This is a genomic window from Sphingobacterium allocomposti (genome assembly GCF_008124885.1).
Classification (GTDB): Bacteria; Bacteroidota; Bacteroidia; order Sphingobacteriales; family Sphingobacteriaceae; genus Sphingobacterium; species Sphingobacterium allocomposti.
In genome coordinates, this window is the sequence record NZ_VNHX01000003.1 from 35,322 (window position 1) to 60,021 (window position 24,700).

22 protein-coding genes and 2 pseudogenes are annotated in these 24,700 nt (G+C 45.1%); 4 read left to right on the forward strand and 20 right to left on the reverse strand.

Annotated elements, in window-relative coordinates; genetic code table 11:
• Positions 1-4: 4 nt before the first annotated feature.
• The 14 genes and pseudogenes from BC792_RS03030 to istA form a co-directional block, all read right to left on the reverse strand.
• Complete coding sequence (locus BC792_RS03030) at positions 5-1,393, reverse strand: TolC family protein (protein WP_148907517.1); 1,389 nt, start codon at positions 1,391-1,393, stop codon at positions 5-7.
• 87 nt (positions 1,394-1,480) lie between these two features.
• The gene (locus BC792_RS03035; RefSeq protein ID WP_148907518.1) at positions 1,481-1,909 is read right to left on the reverse strand and encodes an HYC_CC_PP family protein; all 429 of its coding nucleotides are present in this window, start codon (positions 1,907-1,909) and stop codon (positions 1,481-1,483) included.
• A 46-nt stretch (positions 1,910-1,955) separates the two neighbouring features.
• Positions 1,956-2,306 carry a hypothetical protein gene (locus BC792_RS03040; RefSeq protein ID WP_148907519.1) on the reverse strand — a complete coding sequence of 117 codons (351 nt, stop codon included), beginning with the start codon at positions 2,304-2,306 and terminating at the stop codon, positions 1,956-1,958.
• Positions 2,307-2,435: 129 nt separating this feature from the next.
• The gene (locus BC792_RS03045) at positions 2,436-4,709 is read right to left on the reverse strand and encodes a multicopper oxidase family protein (protein WP_148907520.1); all 2,274 of its coding nucleotides are present in this window, start codon (positions 4,707-4,709) and stop codon (positions 2,436-2,438) included.
• Positions 4,710-4,720: 11 nt separating this feature from the next.
• Complete coding sequence (locus BC792_RS03050; RefSeq protein WP_148907521.1) at positions 4,721-5,176, reverse strand: heme-binding domain-containing protein; 456 nt, start codon at positions 5,174-5,176, stop codon at positions 4,721-4,723.
• A 178-nt stretch (positions 5,177-5,354) separates the two neighbouring features.
• Positions 5,355-6,002 (reverse strand): DUF3347 domain-containing protein, encoded by a 648-nt coding sequence (locus tag BC792_RS03055; RefSeq protein ID WP_148907522.1) that lies wholly within the window; start codon positions 6,000-6,002, stop codon positions 5,355-5,357.
• Positions 6,003-6,008: 6 nt separating this feature from the next.
• Positions 6,009-8,138, reverse strand: a complete 2,130-nt coding sequence (locus BC792_RS03060; RefSeq protein WP_148907523.1) for a copper-translocating P-type ATPase — start codon at positions 8,136-8,138, stop codon at positions 6,009-6,011.
• Positions 8,139-8,152: 14 nt separating this feature from the next.
• A pseudogene (locus tag BC792_RS03065) lies at positions 8,153-8,682 on the reverse strand (AAA family ATPase).
• Positions 8,683-8,694: 12 nt separating this feature from the next.
• Positions 8,695-9,531 (reverse strand): DUF3347 domain-containing protein, encoded by an 837-nt coding sequence (locus BC792_RS03070; protein ID WP_246154813.1) that lies wholly within the window; start codon positions 9,529-9,531, stop codon positions 8,695-8,697.
• Positions 9,532-9,659: 128 nt separating this feature from the next.
• Complete coding sequence (locus BC792_RS03075) at positions 9,660-9,962, reverse strand: hypothetical protein (protein WP_148907525.1); 303 nt, start codon at positions 9,960-9,962, stop codon at positions 9,660-9,662.
• Positions 9,963-10,239: 277 nt separating this feature from the next.
• The gene (locus BC792_RS03080; protein WP_148907526.1) at positions 10,240-10,455 is read right to left on the reverse strand and encodes a heavy-metal-associated domain-containing protein; all 216 of its coding nucleotides are present in this window, start codon (positions 10,453-10,455) and stop codon (positions 10,240-10,242) included.
• Between the two features lie 27 nt (positions 10,456-10,482).
• Positions 10,483-10,734: a heavy-metal-associated domain-containing protein gene (locus BC792_RS03085; RefSeq protein ID WP_148907527.1), complete on the reverse strand. Its 252-nt coding sequence runs from the start codon at positions 10,732-10,734 to the stop codon at positions 10,483-10,485.
• Between the two features lie 88 nt (positions 10,735-10,822).
• A pseudogene (locus tag BC792_RS03090) lies at positions 10,823-12,301 on the reverse strand (copper-translocating P-type ATPase); the annotation flags it as partial.
• Complete coding sequence (istA, locus tag BC792_RS03095) at positions 12,292-13,194, reverse strand: IS21 family transposase (protein WP_317131703.1); 903 nt, start codon at positions 13,192-13,194, stop codon at positions 12,292-12,294. The pseudogene BC792_RS03090 and the gene istA, both read right to left, overlap by 10 nt.
• 248 nt (positions 13,195-13,442) lie before the next feature.
• On the opposite strand from istA, the gene BC792_RS03100 reads away from it, so the two are divergent.
• Positions 13,443-13,871: a hypothetical protein gene (locus tag BC792_RS03100; protein WP_246154815.1), complete on the forward strand. Its 429-nt coding sequence runs from the start codon at positions 13,443-13,445 to the stop codon at positions 13,869-13,871.
• Here BC792_RS03100 and mobC read toward each other — a convergent pair.
• A complete protein-coding gene (gene mobC / locus BC792_RS03105; protein ID WP_482240268.1) occupies positions 13,844-15,697 on the reverse strand; it encodes a conjugal transfer protein MobC in 1,854 nt (617 codons plus the stop codon). The two genes, BC792_RS03100 and mobC, sit on opposite strands and share 28 nt — an antisense overlap.
• Before the next feature lie 205 nt (positions 15,698-15,902).
• Between mobC and BC792_RS03110 the strand changes: the two genes are divergently transcribed.
• Positions 15,903-16,148: a hypothetical protein gene (locus BC792_RS03110; RefSeq protein WP_148907529.1), complete on the forward strand. Its 246-nt coding sequence runs from the start codon at positions 15,903-15,905 to the stop codon at positions 16,146-16,148.
• Between the two features lie 9 nt (positions 16,149-16,157).
• Here the strand turns inward: BC792_RS03110 and BC792_RS03115 are convergent, their stop codons facing one another.
• Positions 16,158-16,823 (reverse strand): DUF3784 domain-containing protein, encoded by a 666-nt coding sequence (locus BC792_RS03115; RefSeq protein WP_148907530.1) that lies wholly within the window; start codon positions 16,821-16,823, stop codon positions 16,158-16,160.
• Positions 16,824-17,191: 368 nt separating this feature from the next.
• Here BC792_RS03115 and BC792_RS03120 point away from each other — a divergent pair, with 368 nt between their 5' ends.
• On the forward strand, positions 17,192-18,169 hold the full coding sequence (locus BC792_RS03120; RefSeq protein WP_148907531.1) for a glycoside hydrolase family 43 protein: 978 nt from the start codon (positions 17,192-17,194) through the stop codon (positions 18,167-18,169).
• Between the two features lie 90 nt (positions 18,170-18,259).
• Here the strand turns inward: BC792_RS03120 and BC792_RS03125 are convergent, their stop codons facing one another.
• Both BC792_RS03125 and BC792_RS03130 read right to left on the reverse strand, forming a co-directional pair.
• Entirely contained in the window at positions 18,260-19,726 is a 1,467-nt protein-coding gene (locus BC792_RS03125) for a sigma 54-interacting transcriptional regulator (protein WP_148907532.1), read from the reverse strand.
• A gap of 129 nt (positions 19,727-19,855) precedes the next feature.
• A complete protein-coding gene (locus tag BC792_RS03130; RefSeq protein WP_148907533.1) occupies positions 19,856-20,977 on the reverse strand; it encodes a vWA domain-containing protein in 1,122 nt (373 codons plus the stop codon).
• A gap of 1,009 nt (positions 20,978-21,986) precedes the next feature.
• Between BC792_RS03130 and BC792_RS03135 the strand changes: the two genes are divergently transcribed.
• Positions 21,987-22,430 carry a DinB family protein gene (locus tag BC792_RS03135; protein ID WP_148907534.1) on the forward strand — a complete coding sequence of 148 codons (444 nt, stop codon included), beginning with the start codon at positions 21,987-21,989 and terminating at the stop codon, positions 22,428-22,430.
• Between the two features lie 21 nt (positions 22,431-22,451).
• Here the strand turns inward: BC792_RS03135 and BC792_RS03140 are convergent, their stop codons facing one another.
• Positions 22,452-22,931, reverse strand: a complete 480-nt coding sequence (locus tag BC792_RS03140; protein WP_148907535.1) for an ankyrin repeat domain-containing protein — start codon at positions 22,929-22,931, stop codon at positions 22,452-22,454.
• Positions 22,932-22,955: 24 nt separating this feature from the next.
• Positions 22,956-24,584, reverse strand: coding sequence for a catalase (locus BC792_RS03145; RefSeq protein WP_148907536.1), 1,629 nt, complete (start codon positions 24,582-24,584; stop codon positions 22,956-22,958).
• Between the last annotated feature and the right edge of the window lie 116 nt (positions 24,585-24,700).

Here is a 24,700-nt window from a genome sequence, read left to right on the forward strand (position 1 = left end):
TTAGTTAATGTTTTTGGGTCAATATTTCAAGATCGCCATGTGATGATGCCAATAGCAGGAGTGCCTGCCATACATTGTTCTGGGCTATCTCGTAGTCAATCTCGGCACGGTTCAGTGCGTATAAAGCCTGCGTATAATCCACTAAAGTGGTCAGCCCGTTTTCGTACAATGCCGTGTGCTGTTTGTAGGCCAATTGTGCAGCGGATAACTGCACTTTGGTTTCCTCAAAGTTTTCGTAGGCATTGGTCAGCTGTGACTGGGCAAGCTTGGACTGGGCGTTGAGCTCTTTGTGCAGGAGATCATAATCCTGCTTCAATGATTGGGTAAAATACTGCTGTTCCTTTACCTTGCTGTTGAAACGGTACAGGTTGGTAATGTTCCAGCTCAACGTAAAACCGAGCAGGTAATTTCCCCTGTCAATACCGACTCCTTTCAGGTACGAGCCTGAATAGGCACTGTTATCCTGCATATAATTGGATTCAAAACCCGAACCACGTCCCTGAAGTACGCCAAAGGCAGACAAATTGGGAAGCCTTTGGGTCTTTACCAAAGATTCGGATTGAAGGCTCTGGTCAACCTTACTTTGCTGTAACTGGAGCAGAGGATGTTTGCTGACATCATTATTTTCAGGACTAAGTATACTTTTGGGTATGCTTGTGCTGTAGAGGCTATCCAGCTGGTAGGTCTTAAAGTCCTCACCCAGAAATACGGCAAGCTGCTTTGAGTATTCTAATACTTTATCATAAGATTTAATCTGCAAAGATTTTGCGTTGGAAACCTCCGCTTTCGCCAATGAAGCATCTACTTCCGGGATCAGGCCACTTTTTGCACGGGAGTCGGTCATTTCAAAAAACACCTGTGCCCGTTCCAGGTTTTTTTCCTGTACATACTGTATGCGCTGGCTGGCCAATAAGTTCAGATAGGCAGCACTCGTTTTCACCTGAAGCTGGAAAATTTCCTGTTCAAGATCTGCAATGGCAGTCTTTTCTTTGGACTGTCCCAGTTTTACCTCATTCTTTATCCTGCCGAAAGTGAACAGGTTCCAGTTGACATTGGCAAAGTAAAGTGAACCAAAAGCGGCATTCCAGTTCTGTTCCGCCAGTGGCAACGAAGTGGATGCAGAAGCCAGACCTCCGTAGGCGTACATAGAACCGTGTACCATATTGATGGTTCCGAAACTCTGCTGCGCTGCAAGGGTTACATCCGGCAGGTATTGTTGTTTTTGAAAAACGGTATTTTGTTCGAATGCAGAAACTATCGATTTTTTGGATTTTATCCTGTCATAGTTTTCAGCGGAACGTTGGAGTGCATTGTCCAGATGCAGTACCTGTGCATAGCTATGAAGACTGCACAGGAGCACTACACCAACAGATGCAATGATCTTTATATTCATTGTTATAAAAATTAGAAATTAGACATAACGAATTAAGGCATAACCCTATGTATGGGCATGCAATTCTTAGTTTCGGAACATCAGATCCTAAATTCTATAAACGCAGTGAAGTATGTAGAGTGGATTACCCCTTATAGGGATCTTGGTAGAACGGTAGGTTGGTTTGGAAGGTTCAGGGTATATTCCTGAAAATTCAAACAATGCCCCCAATGTTTCATTAGGAATCGCTTCGCCCCAGAATTTAACCGACAGGTCAAATCCTGAATATTTATGTGCTGCATTATCTACCTTAACGATCTTGGTTTCGTGCTTACAGCAGCCTTTCTTTTTTTCTTTTAGTTCTTTATTCTTGTTTGAACATATCGGACAGGGTTTGTCCGAATCGACATGGGTATTACTATTCGTCAGACTGTAAAGTTTTACAGCCATTCCCTTGCACATATGGGAGTACTGGATAAAGCCCGTGGACAATACCAGATACAACATGGAAAGGAATATGACGAATAGTTTTTTCATGAATTATTATGCAAATTTAATAAAAATTACAGTTAATTATACATTTTTAGCAGTTGCCTGAGCAATCTATTGTCCAGTCATCCGAATCATTTTCATGTACCGCAATTTTACTGATGATCTCGTCGGCTTCGGTGTCCGTGTAGGTCCCGTAACCATTCACAAATACACCTTTTGCCCCGTCGCTCTTATTGTGCATGGCGTAAAGGATGGCTTCGTCATCCAGGTCGTTCTGCCCGGTAAAACGGTATATCTTATCAATGACCAGATCATTGATGTTGATGCAATGTTTGTCCGGCGTATAGGATGCGGAAACTTCCAATAGGTTGAAGTCTTCGGTATAACCCCGCTGTCTGAGGATCTCCATAACTTCCGATAAAGTTTTCTCTGTTGTGATCATATCTGTTCGTTTAAATTATTTGCTTTTTTTTAGCTGTTCTTTTGACCGTTTTTAACGGCAGCAATTCTTTTTGAAGAATGTATTATATATCCATTTTAGAAATTTCATTGTTTATTTTTTTTTAAATTATCAGTATGTCAATGCAATCCCAGCTCCAAATCCCATATCGCTGTCATAATGTGCCCGCAGTCCGATATTCTTGGTAAAAATATATCTCAGTTCCCCCATATATTCCATATCGGTATTGACCATAAATCCTGCGCGTAAGCGTTTGGATATCGGAATATCCTCCCGCATCAATGACAGTCGGACAATCCCGTCATGGTACACCTCAGCCTGAAAGTTCACCAGCATGGGCAATGTGTACATTACCCCAAGGCTAACGGCACTCCTGTTGTCCTTTTTGTTGGTCTGCCCAAAAATATTTTTTTCATGCTCATCAATACCCATTTTACGGTAACGCCAGTCAAATCCGATGAAAGGCATTAGCCATTGCATCTTACCGATGTATCTTCCCAGATGGGTTTCCACTTCGTATCCGTGCATATCGTTATACCCTAAACGCCATTCTGTCCCCAGACTCCATCTGGCATTCTGAAGCATGGCTTCACCGTCATTACCATTGGTCGCAAAATCATTCTGTGCCATGAAATGCGGCATATTGGCCTCCTTCTGCAATGCCCTGTATGCTTTTGCCTTATCAGGTAGGTACGGGTTTTCATAATCGCCAACGGCAAAAACACGGTTCATACCCGCCATCATGTGGTAAAGGATATGACAGTGGAAGAACCAGTCTCCTTCCTCATTTGCCGCAAACTCTATCGTATCGGTTTCCATCGGCATAATATCTATGATGTTCTTCATGGGCGAATTTTCTCCGTGACCGTTCAATAACCTGAAATCGAACCCATGCAGGTGCATCGGATGGCGCATCATGGAATTATTATGGAGCGTGATACGCAATACCTCGCCTTTCTTTACCGGTATTTTGTCAACTTCTGAAAGTACTTTGTTGTCCATGCTCCACACGTAGCGGTTCATATTTCCGCTAAGTGTAAATTTCAGTTCCTTGACAGGGGCATCTTTGGGAAGTGTCGTGTTACGGGGAGATTTTAGCATCGCATAGTTCAGGGTAACGATATCGCCAAGTGCATTGGCATTATAGCGGTTGGGATCATTGTCCATATCCATACCGCCATGTTTGCTATGATCTGCTTTTTTGCCCGCCTCTCCTGTAATTTCGGGATACATTACCACATTCATATCCATCTGGTTCAGGCTCATGTTCATTCCCATATCATCCAGGTCGCCGTTCATCTTCATCATGTCGTTCATCATCTTCATCCCTTCAAAATATTTCAATTTTGGTAAAGGGGCAATCAGTTGTTTTACGCCATTTCCAATGTAAAAGCTTGCCGATTGTGTTCTGTCTTCCGTAGTTGCCAATAATTCGTATGCAGTTCCTTCACTGGGAATCGTAACAACAATATCATAGGTTTCTGATACGGCTATGATCAACCTGTCCACCTCAACAGGTTCCACATCATTTCCGTCACTGGCTACCACCGTTATCTTACCGCCAGCATAGCGTAACCAGAAATAAGAGGAAGCTCCACCATTTGAAATACGTAGGCGGACTTTATCGCCTGCTTTGAGCGGCTTGCCATCCACGGACTTCAGCTGGGGTGAATTGCTTCCGTTGATAAGGATCTTGTCATAATAGACATCGCTTACATCCATTGCGAGCATACGTTTCCATTCATTTTTCACCTTTGTGCCAAACTGACCTTCCCTGATAGCCTCACCGTAGGATTGCGTAGCCCCTTTTTTGATAGCGGCCCAATCGTTGGCGTTATGCAGCATCCGGTTGATGTTGTTGGGATTTAAGTTTGTCCATTCACTCAGGATAATGGGTACCGTTGGCAGATCATCAATGCCTTTCCTGAAGGTCTTGTCATCTTCACGTTTCTTCATGACAAAATTCCCGTACATCCCGATCTGTTCCTGCAATCCTGAATGCGAATGGTACCAATGGGTACCGTTCTGGATAATGGGAAAACGATACGTATAGGTAGAACCGGCAGGAATGGGCTGTTGGGTAAGATGGGGTACACCATCTTCTTTATTGGGCAGAAAAACGCCATGCCAATGGAGTGAGGTGTTTTCCTTCAGCAGGTTGTGCACGACTATTTCGGCAGTATCGCCCTCGGTAAAGGTTAAGGTTGGCATCGGGATCTGCCCGTTTACCGCGATAGCCCTTTTTTCCTTACCTGCATAATTTACAAGGGTATCCTTTATATAAAGATCGTAGTGCACTACTTTCTGGGCGAATAGTGTATGTGTAAAGAGCAGTATAAATACTGTCTGTAATGTTTTTATAATTATATTCTGATGTTTGTACATTGTTCCTAATTTTATTTATTGCTGTCTTCCATAGCTTCGAACCACTGCGTTAAAACCTGCCTGTCGTTCTCTGAAATGATGGCATCACGGTGGATCAGGGTGTAAGACGACAGTGGCATTTCTCCATCTTTTATCTGTCCGGCTATAGATCTCAGTTTGCTGCGTTTCCTACGTTGAGAATAATCGCCAAACTCGCTGAAATTCAGTTCCTGTTTCCCTTTACGGATATGGTCTGCCATATACCATGCTCCCGGCTGGATGCGACCATACCATGGATACCGGGTATTATTGCTATGGCAGTCATAACAGGATCGAACAAGGATTGCCTTTATATTTTGGGGTACGGCATATACTTTTTCAAAATGAGCTTCAGTTACTTCCTCCGACTGGTTTCGCAACGGCTGGAAGAACTGTATACCGATCAGGATAACAGCCAACCCCAAAATAATTTTCTTTTTTATACCCATTATTACATTGCTTACCCATTACCAGTCAACAGTATAAAATTGAGAATTTTAACAAACCCGGCTATTGTGATTTTTCTTGTTAGATTTGTGAGATTTACTGATTTCTCAATAAATCTCACACAATTAAGCCCATCTGCAAATTCAAGTTATACTACCGGCAATGTGATCCATATTGGGTTTACTTGGCAGCAATGGTCTTCTGCACATTACCGCAGGTCAACATTTCTGCCCCATAATACGGATTCTTGATGTCCTTGCTTTCACTCAGCCATATCGCTCCCTTATTATCATTGAACATCGGGCAATGGTCCTGATATAAGGTCTGGGACGTACTGAACAATGCGATCAGGTCCTTCAGGTCTTCACTAAGGGATGAAAGATGTTCACGCTGGTGGTGAATGTTGCCTGCATTCTCACCGATATGTTCTGCATGTTCCTTGGCGTCATCAGCTATATCCATATATTTCTGATATTTATCGGCAGGTACGGACTGTATGTCTACTTTGTTTAAAGTCGCCAACAGTTTTTTGCCCGCACTTGCGGCAGCTTTGTCGTTATCCGATACCAGAGCATTCTTCAATGACAGGTAATCTGTTACGATAGGTGCAATGGAAAAGCTATTGTTATCGCCCTGTGCTGTTGATGTCCCGTCTTCAATAGTAGCTGAATCGGTTGCTTTCTTTTCTGACTGTTGTGTAGATTGATCTTCTGCTACAGCCGTTGAACCGTTTTCAGGTTGTTCCGAATTTTTATTGGACGACTGGTTACAAGATACTGCTATTGTCATCAGTACAGCAGCGGATATGGATAGTGTTATATTTTTCATTTTCTGTTACTTTTTGATTTTTAATAAACTTGCATTGATAGCCACTACAATTGTGCTCACACTCATCAGTACGGCACCCATAGCAGGGCTTAAAACAAATTTCGGGTAGAGCAGACCTGCTGCAAGGGGGATGGCTACCACGTTGTAGCCAACGGCCCATATCAGGTTCTGAACCATTTTCTTGTAGGTAAGTTTTCCAAAGTCTATCAGCTTCACGATGTCTTTCGGATCGCTATCGACCAGTATAATGTCGGCCGTTTCTGCCGCTACATCGGTTCCTGAACCAACTGCGATCCCCACATCGGCCTGGGCAAGTGCGGGAGCATCGTTCACACCGTCGCCGGTCATCGCTACGATTTCGCCTTTTGCCTGAAACTCCTTGATCTTTTCCTGTTTGTTGTGCGGAAGCACATTTGCCAGATAGCCATCCATACCCAATTTTCCGGCTACAGCGGCAGCAATTTTCTCATTATCTCCTGTAAGAAGAAACGATTTGATGTCCATTTTTTTTAGCTTATCAATGGCAGCCTGTGAACCCTCACGGATACTGTCAGCCAGTGTAATGATCCCGATGACCTTGTTTTCGATCAATACGAAGTTTACGGTTTCTGCCTCCTGATTGATCTCAGTTGGGATTTCGGGCAATGAAAGCTTGTTTTCGCTAAAATAGTTCGGACCGGCTGCCACTACATTTTTACCGTTGACAGTTCCCCGTACACCAATGCCTTGCATATAGCTGAAGTTCTCAGATTTCCATAGAGCAAGTCCCTTTTCTTTCAGTTGGGTGATTATACCTTTTGCGATATGGTGTTCAGAGTTTTGCTGTACAGCGGCAGCGTATTGGATAACGTCATCCGCACTATACTCGTCTGTCAAGGGAATAACCTTTTCTACCGCATGGGAACCTTTGGTAAGTGTTCCTGTTTTATCAAAAATAATGGTGGAAAGCTTTCTTGTGGTTTCAAATGCAGTACGGTTTCTTATCAACAGTCCGTTTGTGGCCGATAGGGTCGTGGAAATAGCGACAACCAAAGGTATGGCTACCCCCAATGCGTGCGGACAGGCAGTTACCATTACCGTAACCATTCTTTCCAGTGCAAAGGCCATATCGCCCGTGCTGGAGAACCAGTAAACGAATGTGATGATCCCGACGGCTATGGCAATAAAAGTCAGCCATTTTGCTACTTTATCTGCAAGGTTCTGGGTGTTTGATTTGGTTGCCTGGGCTTCCTGTACCAGGTTGATGACCTTGTTCAGGTAACTGTCTTTACCAACTCCCGTCACCTTGATCTTAACGGCACCGTCACCATTGATGGAACCTGCGATTACTTTATCATTTACCTCTTTCTTAACGGGAACACTTTCTCCGGTAAGCATACTTTCGTTGATATAGGAAAGCCCTTCGGTAACCAGCCCATCGGCAGGAATTTTTTCACCCGGTTTGATAATAACCGTTTCTCCGTTTTGCAGTTCTTCCAGTTTTATCTTTACAGCTTCACCGTTACGTTCTACCGTAACACTATTAGGAAGCAATGCGACCAATGATTGCAATGCTTTGGATGCCGCCATTTGGGAACGCATTTCCAGCCAATGCCCCAAGAGCATAATGTCGATAAGGGTGGCCAGCTCCCAGAAGAAGTCCATACCTTTCAATCCCAGTGCCACGGCTACCGAATAAACGTAAGCGACGGTAATAGCAATGGCTACCAGGGTCATCATGCCGATAGCTTTGGCCTTGATTTCTCCGACCATGCCTTTTAGGAAAGGCATACCGCCATACACATAGATTATTGTTCCCAGGACAAGCAGCACATAGTTGTCGCCCGTAAATTTGAGATCAAAACCAAGCCAGTGCTGTATCATGTGCGATAGCAGCAGGATAGGAACCGTAATGATCAAGCTGACCCAGAACCTTTTCAGGAAATCACCTGTGCGATGGCCAGCATGTTTGTTATAGTCGTTATGCTGCCCGTGGTCGTGATGGTGGTGGTCATGTTCATGATGATGCCCGTGGTGATCGGTATCATTGGGGTGATTGCCTGCATCCATTGGCACCAGATCCATTCCGCAGAGCGGACATTTGCCAGGTTCATCTTTTATCACCTGTGGGTGCATAGGGCACGTATATTTTTTCATGATCGATTAAAAAATTAAAGATTGTTAAGAATAAACTGAACCCTTTCTTCCGGGGGAAGTACGGGAACGTGGACTACTGGCAGGGACAGGGATTCATAGACCTCTATGATGAGGGAATGGATGTGAAGCTGTTCACTTTCATTTTCCGTACGTGCATAATCCTTGATGAACGGCAGCCTTTCAAGTATGAATACTTTTTTGTAATCAACTTTTGTCAAGGCATCATTTATCAGATCATCGGGTTGTAGCCCCAAAAAACGATAATAGGCAAGTGCATCTGGGATTGCCCTGTCCAGAAACACGGTTTCTTTTGGATCAAGGTCTGCTTCCTGTTCAATCTGCATTTTAAGTACACCCTGCTGAAATTCCAGCTTATTTTCCCTTATCTCCTCTACGGTTTTTCCACCGACAGCCATCGTATCGATGTAATGTCTTGCGTGTTCAATTGCCGTATGGTATCCCTTTCGGATAAGAGGTTTACTACCGTGGTTTTTCCTGTCGAAGGTCCTCCGGTAATAACATACCAATTCGTATTGTTCTTCATGTGGCAGGCGTATTATTTTATGGTTTCTACAACGCTGCCACAGGTAAGCATCTGGGAACCATAGTAAGGGTTCTTGACCGTATTTTCTTTACTGAGCCAGTTTGCCCCACCATTGAACATCGGACAGTGCTGATAGTAAACCGGACTGTCCTGCTTGGAAACCTTTGCAAGCTCATAAACGGGTTTTGAAAGTTCAGAGAAGGATTTTCTTTGTCCCGAAATATCTTTTGCAGCAATAATTTTATCCACACTTGCACCAAAATCCTTTACATAATTTTCCCATATTGCACGTTCTTCGGCATTTAGCTTCGCTACATCCACAGCTTTGATCGCTTTGGAAAGATCGGTAGCTTTTGCCTTTGCCATATTTCCATCTGTTTTTACCAGGGCATCTTTTAGAGCAAAATAATGATCGAATACCTGTTTTAACTGCGGGATTTCCTGTGCAGATTCCATAGAATTTGATTGAGCTGTGTGGTGACCTAAATGCTCATCCGGCACGGAACTTTTCTGCTGCTCCTGACTGACATAGTCTTTTAGTGTCCGCTGGTATTGGCAGCAGCCATGCAGCTTGGCATAGGCATCGTCCGGAGCCAGGAATTTTTCGTTATCATGACCTGCCAGGGCAATGCGTTTAAGGATCTCGTCGGTATTGGTCTTTTCACTATCGTAAGTGATCTCGGCTTTCTTGGTATTTTCATCCCAGTTTACCAGTGCAACCTTTTTGATATTGCCTGCTTTTGCTATTCTCGCCCTGCACATCCCGCATTCGCCATAGATGTGTACGGTTTCTGTTTTGGCATTTTTGATCTGTGCAAAACTGACAACTGAATATAGCGATAGTGCCATCGCCATAAATATTTTATTTACGGATTTCATTAGAATAAAAATTACTGAATTAGATAAAATGTAATAGTCTATTCCTTCAAAACGGATTTGAAAGGACGTACTTTTGGCTATACAGCCACCATTTTAGCTTATTTTAGGGGGGAGCCAAATAAAGGAATAGCCTGAAGAGTAGTAGGTTTCCTTGAATCCGAATTTTTGTTTTTTTGCTTCTGCAAAATAGCTTTTGGTTTTAATCTCAAGAAATATAGGAAGTCCCATTGAAGAATAGGACGTACTGTTGCAGGATTTGTCGCTGCAGTTACCGCTGCAATGCCCTTTGTCTTCCCTGCTTTTTTTGCAGGACTTTGTTTTACAGCAGTCTTTTTCCTTGGAATCTTTAGATTTTGTTTTTGAGCAGGATGTTTTTTCGGTCTTTGCTGAATGCTTGGCACAGGCATAAGACTGGTTAGGTATCAAAAAGAAACCTAAGCAGAAAAAAATAATTATGCCGATATGTATGCTCAAATTTTTCAACATGACAAAGTTATAAATAAAATTATTTCGTTACAGCAGTTTGTATCTTTTTTTTGCTGTTTTACAGGTGTATATGATAAAATATTAGCAATATCATATTCATTCTTAGTAATTGTTTTAAAAATTGAATGCCCCCGTCAAAAAGATTTTCATCTTCCAACAAAGGGCATTCTACATTCGTAGGATCGTTAACGCTTACAAAGCCTCTATTTTAAATCCTGCTTTTTTCACGGTCTCGATCACTTCATTTTCCGTTACGGCTTCAGATGTAACAGTAAGTATCTTATCTTTATTGGCGGTATCTACCTGCCATTGACCCGAACCTACGGCTTTATCCAAATGAGGTTTTACCGATGCCACACAACCACCGCAGTTGATGTTGGTTTTGAATTGAATTGCTTTATTTTCCATTGTCTTAATTTTTATAGTGATTAATTCTTATTTACTGCAACAGCCTCCTTTGGGCTTTTCCGAAGTGCCGCAATTTTCTTTATCGGAAACGGAATAGCCTGCTTTTTCGATGGCCTTTACGACTTCCTCCTTTGTGCTTTCAGAAGCAACTGAAACTGTTATCTCACCTGCCTGCAAATTGTCTATCTGTACACCGTTGATATCTTTAATTGCGTTATTTACCCTTGTCTGGCAATGTGTACTTTGCATATCGGGAACGCTTATTTTTACTTGTTTCATTGTATTGTTATTTTATAGTGAAAAGTTCGCCAATAATCATACAGAAATGCTTGCGATATTCTTTGTTTGATTTGTGATATTTACTGTTTTACTTTCTCCATTTAAGTAACAGGCTATTGCTCACCACACTCACACTGCTCAGTGCCATTGCAGCACCTGCAATCATCAGGTTCAACAGGAAGCCATTTACCGGATAAAGGATACCGGCAGCGATGGGAATACCGATTAGGTTGTATATAAATGCCCAGAACAGGTTCTGCTTGATGGTAGCCACGGTCTGTTTTGATAATCTCATGGCCATCGGTATCTTGGTCAGGTCAGAAGAGATGATGGTCATTTTGGCTACGTCCATGGCGATGTCCGAACCTTTGCCCATTGCTATACTTACATCGGCTGTTGCCAATGCGGTACTGTCGTTGATACCATCCCCAACCATTGCGACTACTTTTCCGTGCTGTTGCAGTTCTTTTACAAAGTCTGCCTTATGTTGTGGCAAAACCTCTGCCTTGTAATGTTTGATACCTGTCTGCTGTGCAATAGCTTTTGCTGTAGCTTCATTGTCTCCGGTAAGCATATACAGGTCAATGCCCATTTCCTGCATTTCACGGATTGCCTGAACGGAAGTTTCCTTGATCTTATCGGCAATGGCGATAACCGCAAGGGCTTGTTTACTATTGGCAAACCATACGACTGTTTTGGACTGATTACCCCACTCGGTAGCCTGCTGTAGTAATTCCTCAGCTGTGTAGATATTGTTTTCTACCAATAGTTTTTTATTACCTACAAAATACGTTTCATTATTATGATCTGCTTTTGCTCCTTTACCGGTTATACTGTCGAACAATGACAGCGTTGTGGGCTGCACCGCTTCGAGGTGTTTTACTACGGCTTCAGCCAATGGATGCTCGGATTGTTTTTCGATACTTAACAGGATGTCTTTTGTTCTGTCGTCATCATTGAGCCACTGGATACCCGTTACTTCAGGTCTGCCCTCGGTAATGGTTCCCGTTTTGTCCAGGATTATTGCATTTACTTTTTTTGCCAGTTCAAGGCTTTCAGCATCTTTGATAAGGATACCTTTTTCCGCTCCTTTACCAACGCCCACCATGATTGCCGTAGGCGTGGCAAGCCCCAGGGCACACGGACAGGCAATAACCAATACGGTAACGGCTGCCAGTAGCCCCTGAACGATACCGTTATCTCCACCCAATATCAACCAGATAATGAAAGTTAGCACGGCAATTCCCATTACTACCGGAACAAAAATTCCTGCAATCTTATCCACCAGTTTCTGTACGGGAGCCTTACTTCCCTGTGCATCCTGCACCATTTTGATGATCTGGGACAGCATAGTTTCTTTGCCGACCTTAACGGCTTTGAACTGGAAACTTCCTTTTTGGTTGATCGTTCCGGCAAAAACTTTTTCGTTTTCCTTTTTCATCACTGGTACGGGTTCTCCGCTCAGCATACTTTCGTCCACATAAGAAGTACCGGAAGTGACGATACCGTCAACGGCAATCTTTTCACCGGGCTTAACAAGGATTATATCGCCTGCATTCACATCCTCTGTTTACGGGGTCTTGCCGGAATGACCACCAGCCCATAGTGTTCGGCAAAGTCCTCCATCACTTTGTTCAGTACCGGTTCGTATTTGTCGGCCCGGATAACGGCCGCTTTCAGATTGTCCGGGACGAGTACCTGAGGTACGCCTCCAAGATGTTCCAGACATTTTCCCAGCGCATATAGAAAGTCGTCGGTGTGCTGGGTGGGAACGGCCATGGCGAAGGTATAATTGGAGTATGGGAGGACGGCAACCAGCACCTGTACCTTGATGATCTCCCCACTGTCGCGGTCAATATAACCCGGCGTATCGCCCACAAAGTCAACCTGTAATCGGTGTGCCGGGTCGTGCTGGAAGACCGCGCTGCCCCTGCGGGCTACCGATAATTGGTTCAGATGGTGACAGAACTGCGAATAACCGTAGCCATCAGGGTGCTCCGCACGGTACTCTTCCCAGAGCAGTTTGCGGGTAACGTGTTTGCGGCCGAGTTCTTTTTCCAGATATGGTATAAGAGGCTTGAAGTCTTCGAAACGGTCCTGTAGGTAGGCGGGGGATCCTGCCGTAAAAAGCCTCTCCAGAACAGGTTCTTCCATATCCAGCAGTTCTCCGACAGGGCGGCTGATGACCTGTAACTTCTGGACATAACGGTTCACCGTACCCTTATAAAGACCGATCTGCTCGGCAATCTTACGGTTGGACAGCCCCTGGAGATGTAAACGGAGTAATTGTTTTATCGTGCTCATTCTTTTTGTTTTTCCTGCCATATGCCTTTTCTTGATGGAATTGGCAATTAAACAAAAAGCGCAGAAAATAATAGGGTCCAACTGGGTGCATATCCTCCGGAATCGCTGTTTATGTAGATCAAAACAACGGTTATCGTACCTTTTCTGGGTGCACATGCTCCGGAATCGTCCCGGATCTATACCCCGATCCACCTGCTGGGTGCATATCCTCCGGAATCACGACGGAGCAGCTCCGAATTTCTCCCTAAACAGCTCCCTTTACGCTGTTTTTGGGTGCATAAATGCCGGAATGGCAGAGATATCAGCTCCTTTTCAGCCTGGATTAACAGCCGGATATTGGGTGCATATCCTCCGGATTATGCATACTGAAAAGCACAGTGGCTATCAGGGTAAGCATAGAGATAATGAATGCTTTTGTAGAAATGCGGAAAATGCTTGCCAGTAATTCCGTCTTGTTTCACCGATTGGATAAAATTGAGCTTAAGCAGATAGAAACCGATCAAAAATTTGAAGAAATATTTAAGGCTTTGGAAAGCAACAAGCTTCAAAGTGAAAAAGGCATCTTCTATAACGGGCAGATTTTTGATGCCTATACATTTGTTTCGGATATTATCCGAAAAGCCGAGAGTTCCATAATCCTACTTGATAATTATGTGGATGATACAGTACTTACCTTATTAGGCAAACGGAATGATAATGTAACGGCCTTTATCTACACCAAAAATATCAGTAACCAGTTACGGCTCGATTTACAACGTTACAACAGCCAATATCCTCCGATTGAAGTTGAGTTATTTTCCGATGCTCAAGATAGGATTTGCGGTATCTTTTGATAGGCTTTGCTTTCGGCGGCAACCTTTTCATTATCTACGACTATTTCAACGTGAAATATTTTTTGTTCGATACGTTCATCAAAGTTATCTGATATAGCACCAACAAACATTCCTTGGGTAAGCGTTGAAATTTTAGATGCCGGTATAAGGCTGTCTAATTGGGTAGAAATTGAAGTAGATTTATCATTGCGGTTGATGGTCATACTCTGACGTTTCTGCAATACTTTTCCGAAACGTTCTGATAGGCTTTTGGCCGTTTCACCAACGACCTGACCACTAAAAATATTACCTACGGTATTTTGGATAACCTTTGCTTCTTTATCGCCGTAATCTCTAATTAATTGAGAGTAATCCTGGAAGCCCAAGCATACCGCAACTTTGTTACTACGGTCAGTAGCGATGAGGTTATCCAATCCTCTGAAGTAGATTGTGGGCAGCTCATCAATGATTACAGAGCTCTTTAATTGACCTTTTTTGTTGATGAGCTTTACAATCCTCGAATTGTACAAACCCAAAGCTGCTGAGTAGATATTTTGACGGTCGGGATTGTTACCTACACACAATATTTTTGGTTCTTTAGGATTATTGATGTCCAATGAAAAATCATCACCTGTCATTACCCAATACAGGCTTGGAGAAATCATTCTTGACAATGGAATTTTTGCAGATGCAATCTGTCCCTGCAACTGGTCCTGGGCTCCGCCTTGCCAGGCATCCATAAAAGGTGATAAATAGTTTTCCAAATCCGGATATGACGTTAAAATAGTGAATACATCCGAATATTTTTTGTTCAGCAATTCAATAGCGTGAGGGAATGTGCAATACCTTCCGTTATCATAAATTTTCAGATACCAGATAATAGCTGCGAGCAAGATGATTGGTGATTCTACAAAGAAATCCCCTTGTTTCTGAATCCAGCTTCTGTTAAGATTAAGCATGATGGTATAAGCCGCTTCGTAAGCATCGGATATGTCCGTCATAAAATCGGGATTGAGCGGGTTGCAACGGTGGCTCTTGCGTGGATCATCAAAGTTGATGACGTAAAATTTGGGCTGAATTTTGTACTTATCCCGATGCTTCAGTAAATGGTTGTAGGCAATGGTAGAAAGGTCATCGAACTTGAAATCGTAGATGTACATTGAGAAGCCTTTCTCTATCTGCTGCTTGATGTAATTGTTTACAATGGCATACGATTTACCGGAACCCGGCGTACCCAATACGATTGATGCCCTAAACGGATTGACGATGTTGATCCATCCGTTGTTCCATTTTCCCTTGTAATAAAACTTGGTGGGCAAATTGACGGAATATTCGTTTTCCATCAATTGGGTTTCCTGTTGAAAGCTCTCGTTCTCGTTATTGAAAACATCGTCCATCAGGTTGGTGCGAAGCAAACGGCTCATCCAAACCCCGGCTACCATCAATGCGATGTACCCCAAGCTTGTGGTAAGGATATAAAGAAATGTAGCGGTTAACAGTGGTAGTTTTAGTAATGGAAAATTTAGAAAAAACAGTATAGTACCAATCGCTAAAGCCACGTAGATTTTAGGCCAGGTTATTTTTTCATTTTTTACGCCCTTCGTACCCAAACAACTCAAAGCCAGCAATACCAGAGCGAAGACTTTGGTATATAATGTATGCGAGAATAAGCCCGCCGTTCGATCGAAATTTCCTAATATTTTGTTGATTACTTCTAATGTCCAGCCACGTTCGATAAAGAAACCGTAACAGAACCAATAAAGATGCATTAGTACCAAAAGGATACTCACTGCCCTCATAAAAGCCATAATCTTGGCTAAACCTCTTAAATCGTCTTCTCCCTGCATTATTTTAAGTATTAATGTTCGGGCGTGAATTTAAAGGTTGTATTAAGTGACTACAAGAATGTGGTAGTCATTGGCTGTGAAAGGCAGCATTTGGCGTTAATCGACATTAATTCAATACAGCTTCCGATATTTTTATTAAATTTATAGCTATGAAAACCTTTTGGTTATTAAACTCTGGTGATAATCAAAATTAAATCTGAATATTATGGTTTGGAATAATCCTGATGCCTATCCCGGAGAAACTGAAGAGGAATATGAAGTTCGGAAAACCGGAGAAAGCCAAGCTGCCACCGGATTAATGTCGGGGATAATAAAATTTTTGCTTTTCGTCCTAAAAGTAGGGGCTATTTTCCACGCCATTTCGTTATTTAAGCCACCTGACAGCTACGCCGACCTCCATTTAGCCCGTTCCCGTATATCGTCTTTCAATGGATTTCATTACGGCTGCTGATCTCGCTTTTTAACTTTCATATACATCTTTGTCATAGTCCAGGATATATTTACCCTGCTCTGCAGCAATGAACATACTGCTATCCTTCACGCTTATTATTTTAACGGAGCCACGGCCCTCGATTTCAAATATACCCTTTCTCGCCCGCCCCAGCTGAAAACCCTTAATCTTCCGTGCACTTTCCACTGGCCCCTTTTTCTCCACCTCAATTATACCCCGGTAAAAGATGGTCTCCCCGAAAGGCTCCCCGACCCGGATAAACTCCTTTTCCACAACAACTTCTGCTGGCCTGACCCCCGCCCAGATGCTGATCACAATACCGATGATCACGGCCCCTCCCGCGCCGGCGAAAATGACACTTTTTCTATTGCCCGGATAATACCTTGACGAGAAAATGACCAACCCGTAAAGGCCGATCAACGGATATAGAGCACTGTGAATGATCAACAATTCCGGTGTTGCCGCCCGTTGGAGCATGAAGGCAATAACGAGGTAAGACAAGGCTAAGCTAAACAGATAAAATCGGAAAAATCTGAGAAAGCCGCTCAGATCAAACTGCTTTCTCTCTTGCTCGGGGAGGGAATTATAGCCGCTCAACACATATTTAGCGTTTCTTTCCGTCACGAGAAAACAGGGCAGGATAATGATGAATGATAACAGGTAAACCGTATTCATGGTCAGTTTTTAATCAATGTTCTCGCCATATTTTATTTCTTCTTAAGTTAAGAAAACGCACTTGTACATGCAAAAAGACGCCTACGCCCAAGATAACATTATTCATCCCTGTGTATTTTACGCATTCGTAAGCGCGTTTCCCGGCTTATTGCCCTCCGGCTAGGTGATCTACAGCATTCCATTGAAGGTACGCGCGCTTGAAAATTGTAGGTATCCCTCGCCGGAGCGGCCTTCTTCCTCCCATTGGTTTTTAAGTAAAATTACTATCTTTAATATCGTAGGAGACGTCTCCGAAGCTAACATATCGCTTACACATCTCTGGGAGAACCCTATGCTTGCAACGTATAACTAAAATTGTAAATCGGATAATGAAAACTTTCATCATGTACTTTATCTTTCTTTTTGCCTTCGCACCGCTTACTGCACAGCAGAAAAGAGAGATTTTTTTTGCAGACCCAACCATCTACGTAAGCGGGGGAAAATATTACCTTACCGGTACTAGCGGAGACCGTGGGGTACGGGGGTTCTCTATACTGACATCTACGGATCTCAAAACATGGTCTGTCCCCCCAGAGGCGGGGGATACAATCCACGCAATTTTAAGCAGGGGCGAGCATGCGTACGGCGACTCCGGCTTTTGGGCGCCCCAGCTATTCCGCACCGAAAAGCAGCACTATCTTGCCTACACCGCCAACGAACAAACAGCGCTAGCGCAGTCTACGTCGCTATTGGGGCCGTACACGCAGGAGCTGGTGCGTCCGATCGATCCGACGGCGAAAAACATCGACCCATTTATTTTTAGGGACGACGACGGTAAGTACTATATGTATCATGTGCGGTTTGATCACGGGAACTACCTATGGGTAGCCGAGTTTGATCTCGGAAACGGCAAAATTAAGCCTGGGACATTGACGAAATGTTTCGGGGCGTCAGAACCGTGGGAGACAACGCCAGACTACCCGTCAGATCCAATTATGGAGGGGCCGACGGTATTAAAATTAGACGGAAAATACTACCTATTTTATTCCGCCAATCACTATCAAAGCAAAGACTACGCCGTGGGCTACGCAGTTTCACATTCTCCGTACGGCCCTTGGGAAAAGCAGAAAAACAGCCCTATTATTCACCGTTCTGTTGTCAGCGAAAACGGATCGGGACACGGAGATCTTTTTACTGGGCTGGACGGGCAGCTATACTACGTATATCATGTGCATTTTAGTTCGGAAAGGGCAAATCCGAGAAGAACGCGGATCGTGCCTGTCAAAAAACAATGGGACGAAAAGGCTCAGGTTTACCGGTTCAATGCCGACGGTGACCATGTTATTGTTCCGCTGCAAGTACCTTAACCATGCACGCACGATTAAGGTACTGCGGCGAATAGTGTGTTCCTTCGCGGGGTCATTGCACTCCCGTCTGACGACGGGCAGAACCCGGACTTATATGTTATCCCGTAGGTATCCCCGGAAATTATCATGAAACTGCATCCCGTCGTCAAGCCTATATTTGCTCAGCTTGTTGTGCAGGGTCAGCCCCCATAGCACAAACTCGCAGAGGAAGTATACATCTTCCGGCTTTGTTTCCGGTTGGTAGCGTTGTATTATTGCATGAAGAGGCCCCACCTGATCCAATGTCTGTTTATAGTCCGTATCCCGTAGCTCATCGGACAGCTCGATACCATCCGACTCTAAGAACCACCCCACGATCTCATCGTAAGGATATTGCTCGTTCTCTTTCTCGAGCTTTTCTATCTTCGGAAATAAGGTAGGGAACAGATTCTTTATGGCGCTTTCGATCAACTGTAGGGCGACCGCAGCAGCACCTTCCTGTTCGCCTTCGTACACCAGCTCTACCTTACCCGTTATCGCCGGTATAATGCCCATGAAGTCGCCCAACCGTACGGTGGTTGTCGTATCTCCGGTTTTCAGCATACGAAGCTCAGCAGTACTTAGCAGGTTTTGGAACGCTGTGATACTCATTCTCGCGCTGACACCGCTTTTTGCGTCGATATATTCGCTCTCCCTGGCTTCAAAGCTGATTTGCTCTATTATGTCGCGAGCGAGCTCTGGAACATAGATATGCTCTTTTTGCGCGGCTTCGAGGCCCGCTTCCTGCTCGGTGATCGTCTTCGCAACGGCCATAGACGTCGGGTAATGTGTCAGAATCTGCGATCCAATACGATCTTTCAACGGCGTCACAATGCTTCCTCTGTTGGTGTAGTCTTCCGGATTCGCAGTAAACACAAACTGCACATCCAACGGCAACCGGAGCTTGAATCCTCTGATCTGAATATCGCCTTCCTGCAATATATTAAACAGGGCCACCTGAATGCGGGCCTGCAGGTCGGGCAGCTCGTTGATTACAAAAATCGATCGGTTGGCCCGCGGAATCATCCCGAAATGGATCACCCTGTCGTCAGCATAACTTAACTTCAGGCTTGCAGCCTTGATAGGGTCAACGTCACCGATCAGATCAGCCACCGTTACATCGGGGGTCGCCAGTTTTTCGGCGAAGCGCTCACTCCTATGCAGCCAGCTTATCGGTGTGTCATCTCCTTTTTCACGTAAAAGCTCATCGGCATAGCGCGATAGCGGGTTAAACGGGTCGTCATTTATTTCAGACCCCTCGACCACCGGGATGTATTCATCCAGCAATTGTACCATCAATCGAGCCAGACGCGTCTTGGCCTGCCCCCGAAGTCCCAGTAAATTGATATTGTGCTTGGAAAGAATCGCACGTTGCAATTCCGGTATCACGGTATGTTCATAGCCATGTACACCCTCGAACACCGTCTCCTGTGCACGTATTTTTCTTATCAGATTTTGACGCAGCTCTTCCTTTATGGTCTTTGGAGAGTAGCCGGCATCTTTTAATGCTCCAAACGTTTTGATCTTCGTATAATCCATATGTTTCTATTAAGGCGCAGACAACGTACCGTGCGGCTTCTCCTTACCCGTCCCGGTGCTGAACCGGCCGTAAGGGCTACGTCCCGTTGCCATTTGCGCAGTATTTTATGCTGTTCGTTAAAAAATCGCCTATCGGATTCTTTTTTTCCGATTTTGTTCATAATCCTCAAAAATCATTTCACCGAGGTCTCCCAACCCCGTGTAGTAGGCCTTGCCCCTATTGGAGGCCGTAAATTCATCAACAAATTCCTGCAGGTAGGGATCGGCAGTAATCATAAACGTGGTGATCGGTATCCCCAATTTACGTGCCTGTGCAGCCATGCTGTAGCATTTACTCGTGATAAAAGGATCTAAGCCCATCGGGTTTTTATAATAGCTACCATCAGGCATGTTCAGACAGCTCGGTTTACCGTCGGTAATCATAAAAATTTGCTTATTGGCATGCCGCTTCCGGCGCAATATATCCATCGCCAACTGCAGACCCGCGACCGTATTGGTATGAAATGGGCCTACCTGCAGATACGGCAGGTCTTTGATGGCTATGGGCCATGCATCGTTACCAAATACAATGACGTCGAGGGAATCTTTAGGGTACCGCGTGAGAATAAGCTCCGACAGCGCCATAGCCACCTTTTTTGCCGGTGTGATACGGTCTTCGCCATAGAGGATCATGCTATGGCTGATATCGATCATCAGCACCGTACTCATTTGCGACTTGAACTGCGTGTCCTCCACGACAAGATCATTTTCCGATAGGCTGAAGTCGCCGATTCCGTGATTGATCTGCGCATTTTTCAGGCTTTCCGTAACCGATATTTTCTCCAAGCTGTCCCCGTACTGGTAATCTCTAAAATCGCCCGTATTCTCGTCGCTGCGCCCCTGATGGCTGGTCTTATGGTTGCCCGATTTACCCTTGCGCATCTTCCCGAAGATCTGTTCCAACGCATTCTTACGCAGCGCTTTTTCCATCTTCGAGGTAATACCCATGCCGCCTTCGCCATCGAAACGGAGACGTTCTACGATGTATCCTTTATTTTTCAGGTCCGCTACGAAATCGTCAATCGTATATTCGGGCGTCGTCAGCTTAAATTCCTTATCCAGCTGCCGCAACCAGTCGATGGCTTCATCGAAATCGCCGGACGTGTACGTAATCAGCTCCTTAAAAATATCGAATAGCTTGTCAAAAGGTGTCTGAAACGGCTCTTCATAGCTCTTAAAGACGAATCCCTTATTCCTTTTCGCATTTTTCATTCAAATAATTGTCTATGAGTGTTCGAACTCCATTGTATAAATAAGCTCGTTACACCCGGTTTTTCCTTCAACGGGGATCAAACTATCAAGTTTATTCATTCCCCGGTGTTGTTTGAATAAACCATGATGGTTTCATTACAATAGCGGTAGCGGCAATGAAGTTTCCTCCTCTTCTGCACGTTCGTTACCGATCCCTATGCTATCCCACCTGTTAATTTGTTTTTTCTCTTTGTTGTTCTTAAAGATCGCCGGCCATTATCGTCCGATTTGCCCGACAGCAATCAGCGGTGGCGCCCTTTTATCCTCCCGTAGACCGGCGTCGGCATGTGCCCGCTCTTGGCGGCCAGCATATGACGTGATTCCACATGTTAAATTTACGATATAATACTGTTTATAAAGTCTTCAAAAAGCAAGATTATGAGAATGGTTGATTGCCTTCCGCTACATTCGGCTGTTGTACGGATAGAGATCCACTTTAAGAAGTCCTCTTATACCACCTCCATACAGAACCATCAGGCCTCTCGGGCATGTTTACCTCCTTTGCCGTTTTTTCGAAAAAAATATCTACCTTTGAGAAACAACCTCTATTAATACTCCTATTTTCTTTTCGATCCATTCTCCAAAGTCAGTAGAAGTCCGCCGAAGTGCGTTCAAGTCCGTCGAAGTCCGTATCAACTAGTAGGCAACTTCACCTCTGTTCCGTATCAAGTTCGGGACAGCTTCGCTTCTTCTTCGGCTTTCATCCGGCTACGCTTCGGGTCAGGTACGGCGTCTTGGCGAAGGCGTGTCGCAGATCGCCCGATGACACGCCCTTGCGGTTCCGACGTAGCCTCGCCCCGGCAGTGACCAATAGCCGAACGATCCTGTAACCAACCCGTTGGGAGGTTGACACATTTGCTATTAAAAAAGCTAAAATCAACTAATTTTTGTTATTTCGTATCCGTATGGCGCTATGCCATACCGATAAGGAGAAATATAGGGACGACCACCAATATGGATACAGACAGAGATGAAACACTTTTTTAACGAGCTTTTTGATTATAGCCATCAGTGCAACCAGAACTTGATCGAGTTGATCATGAAAAATACCGGAACCTTGCCAGACAAGGTAATACAGCTATACAGCCACATATTGAATGCTCATCAGATCTGGAACAACCGGATCGATCCAGAGCAACCGCTTTTTGACGTCTGGCAGGTACATCCCGTCACAGGCTTCGTGTCTATTGAAAGCATGAACTACGACCATTCCCTGCGGTTATTGGAGCGTTGTAATTTGGACGAAGTTGTCCACTATAAAACCAGCAAAGGACAAGCGCTTCGGTCGAGCACCCGGGATATCCTCTTCCACATCATCAACCATTCCACCTACCATCGTGCCCAGATTGCCACGGAGTTTAGAAACTGCGGACTGGAACCTCTGGTTACCGACTATATTGTGTACAAACGTTAAGACCGTTAGGATGCCTTTTGCCTAACTGTTAAGCAGGATTTCGACGCCTTCAACATTACCCTGCTGTACCGCCAGGTCCAGCGCTGTATGTCCTCTGTGATCTTTGATCTGTTTGTCTGCGCCGTAACTCAACAAAAGCTGCAGAACGTTATTCCGGCCAAACATTGCCGCGAACATCAGCGCCGTGCCACCGTTGCCATGCTGCCTATTGAGATCCGCCCCGCCGCTGATCAACAGTTCCACGATTTCGACATAGCCCTTGAAGCAGGCGCCCATAAGGGCCGTATTACCGCCATGATCCTGCTTGTTCGCGTCGGCTCCTGCTTCCAGGAGCAGGACAGCGGCTTCCCGCTGCCCGTTATAGCAGGCGATGATCAGGGGTGTGTAGCCCCGCGGGTCTTCCTGGTTGAGGTCTATCCCAGAAGCTATGGCATTTTTGAGCTCCCGGATGTCGCCGCTACGGGCTGCTGCAAAAATCGCTGTATTTGCCAATGTATCCATATGCTACCCTGCTTTCCTCTGCCCTTAATAAGGTTTAGATGGCTTCGCCTTATCCTCAGCCATGTCGACCGCCTGATTCGCATCGCCCACAGCGCCTGCCGTCTCTTTCATCCTTTCGGCTGCCGCCTGCAGACCGTCGGCCACACGCTGTCCGTATTCCTGATCACACTGAAAGAACATGCCCACCATCTTCTCCTGTATAGTTGTGTTGCAGTGCGACAACGCATCGGTAAGGTTAGCGATAAGATCGTCCTTCTCCCACTGTTCCATATTCCGATAGGTCTCTCCTGCCTGCTTGAAGTCGTTCTGACGGTCGATCTTCTGCCGTACGAGCCGGGCCTCATAAAGCGGGTTATAATCTTTACCTGCTTTTGGTGCCTCGCGGAGCCCTCCCAACGACGAAGGTTCGTAATTGACGTGCGGGTTGGTGCCCGGGGCAATGTCCTGGTGGTAGGCCATCTGCCCGTCGCGTTGGTTGGTGGCAACATGAGCGATCGGGCGATTTATTGGCAGCTGCAGGTAATTTGTTCCCACCCGGTAACGCTGCGTGTCCGAATAGGAAAATGTCCGGCCTTGGAGCATCTTATCATCCGAAAAATCAAGCCCATCCACCAGCACGCCGGTTCCAAATGCAGACTGCTCTACCTCGGCGAAATAGTTGACCGGATTCCGGTTTAATGTCATCTTGCCTACGGGATACCATGGAAACTGTTCCTTCGGCCATAGCTTTGTATCGTCCAACGGGTCAAAATCCAGCTCGGGGTGGTCGTCGTCGCTCATTATCTGCACACATAGCTCCCACTCCGGATATTCCCCTCTTTCGATAGCCTCATAAAGATCCTGCGTAGCGTGGTTGAAGTTCTTTCCCTGGATTTCCTGCGCCTGCTGCGTCGTTAGGTTCTTTATACCCTGAAGGGGTTCCCAATGATACTTAACCAGAACCGCTTCGCCTTCTTTGTTCACCCACTTATAGGTGTTCACCCCCGAACCCTGCATATGCCGGTACGTCGCCGGAATTCCCCAGGGGGAGAACAAAAAGGTAATCATGTGCATAGCTTCCGGGGTATGGCTGATGAAATCGAACTGGCGTTCCGGATCCTGAATATTGGTTACTGGATCTGGTTTAAAGGCGTGTATAAAATCCGGAAACTTGATGGCATCCCGTATAAAAAAAATCTTCAGATTGTTGCCTACCAGGTCCCAGTTGCCCTCCTCGGTGTACATTTTCACAGCAAACCCGCGTGGGTCGCGCAATGTCTCCGGCGAGTGGTTTCCGTGTATCACCGTCGAAAATCGAACAAACAGCGGAGTCGTCTTGCCTTTTTCCTGCAGAAACTTAGCCCGCGTATACTTCGATATAGGCTCGTCGCCTACGGTACCATACGCTTCAAAGACACCATGGGCACCCGCCCCGCGGGCATGAACAACGCGTTCAGGAACCCGCTCTCTGTCGAAGTGCGACATCTTTTCTAAAAACTGGTAGTTTTCCAAAGTCGCCGGGCCACGGTTGCCTACGGTGCGTAGGTTCTGATTGTCGTATACCGGATGTCCCTGCCGCGTCGTCAAGATTGTTGAATTTTCCGCAGTAGGATCAGCTTGTCCCTGCCCCTCAGGCTTCCCTGAATTTATGCCGGAAGAAGAATGTTCTTTCATAGCCTTAAAGTTTATATGTCGAAATCCACGCCCACATATAACAGCCCCGCTGCGCTTCATAGGCGTTCTTAGGCTATAGAACGGGGCTAAGGACAAAGGGTTTTAAAGTTTGTGAA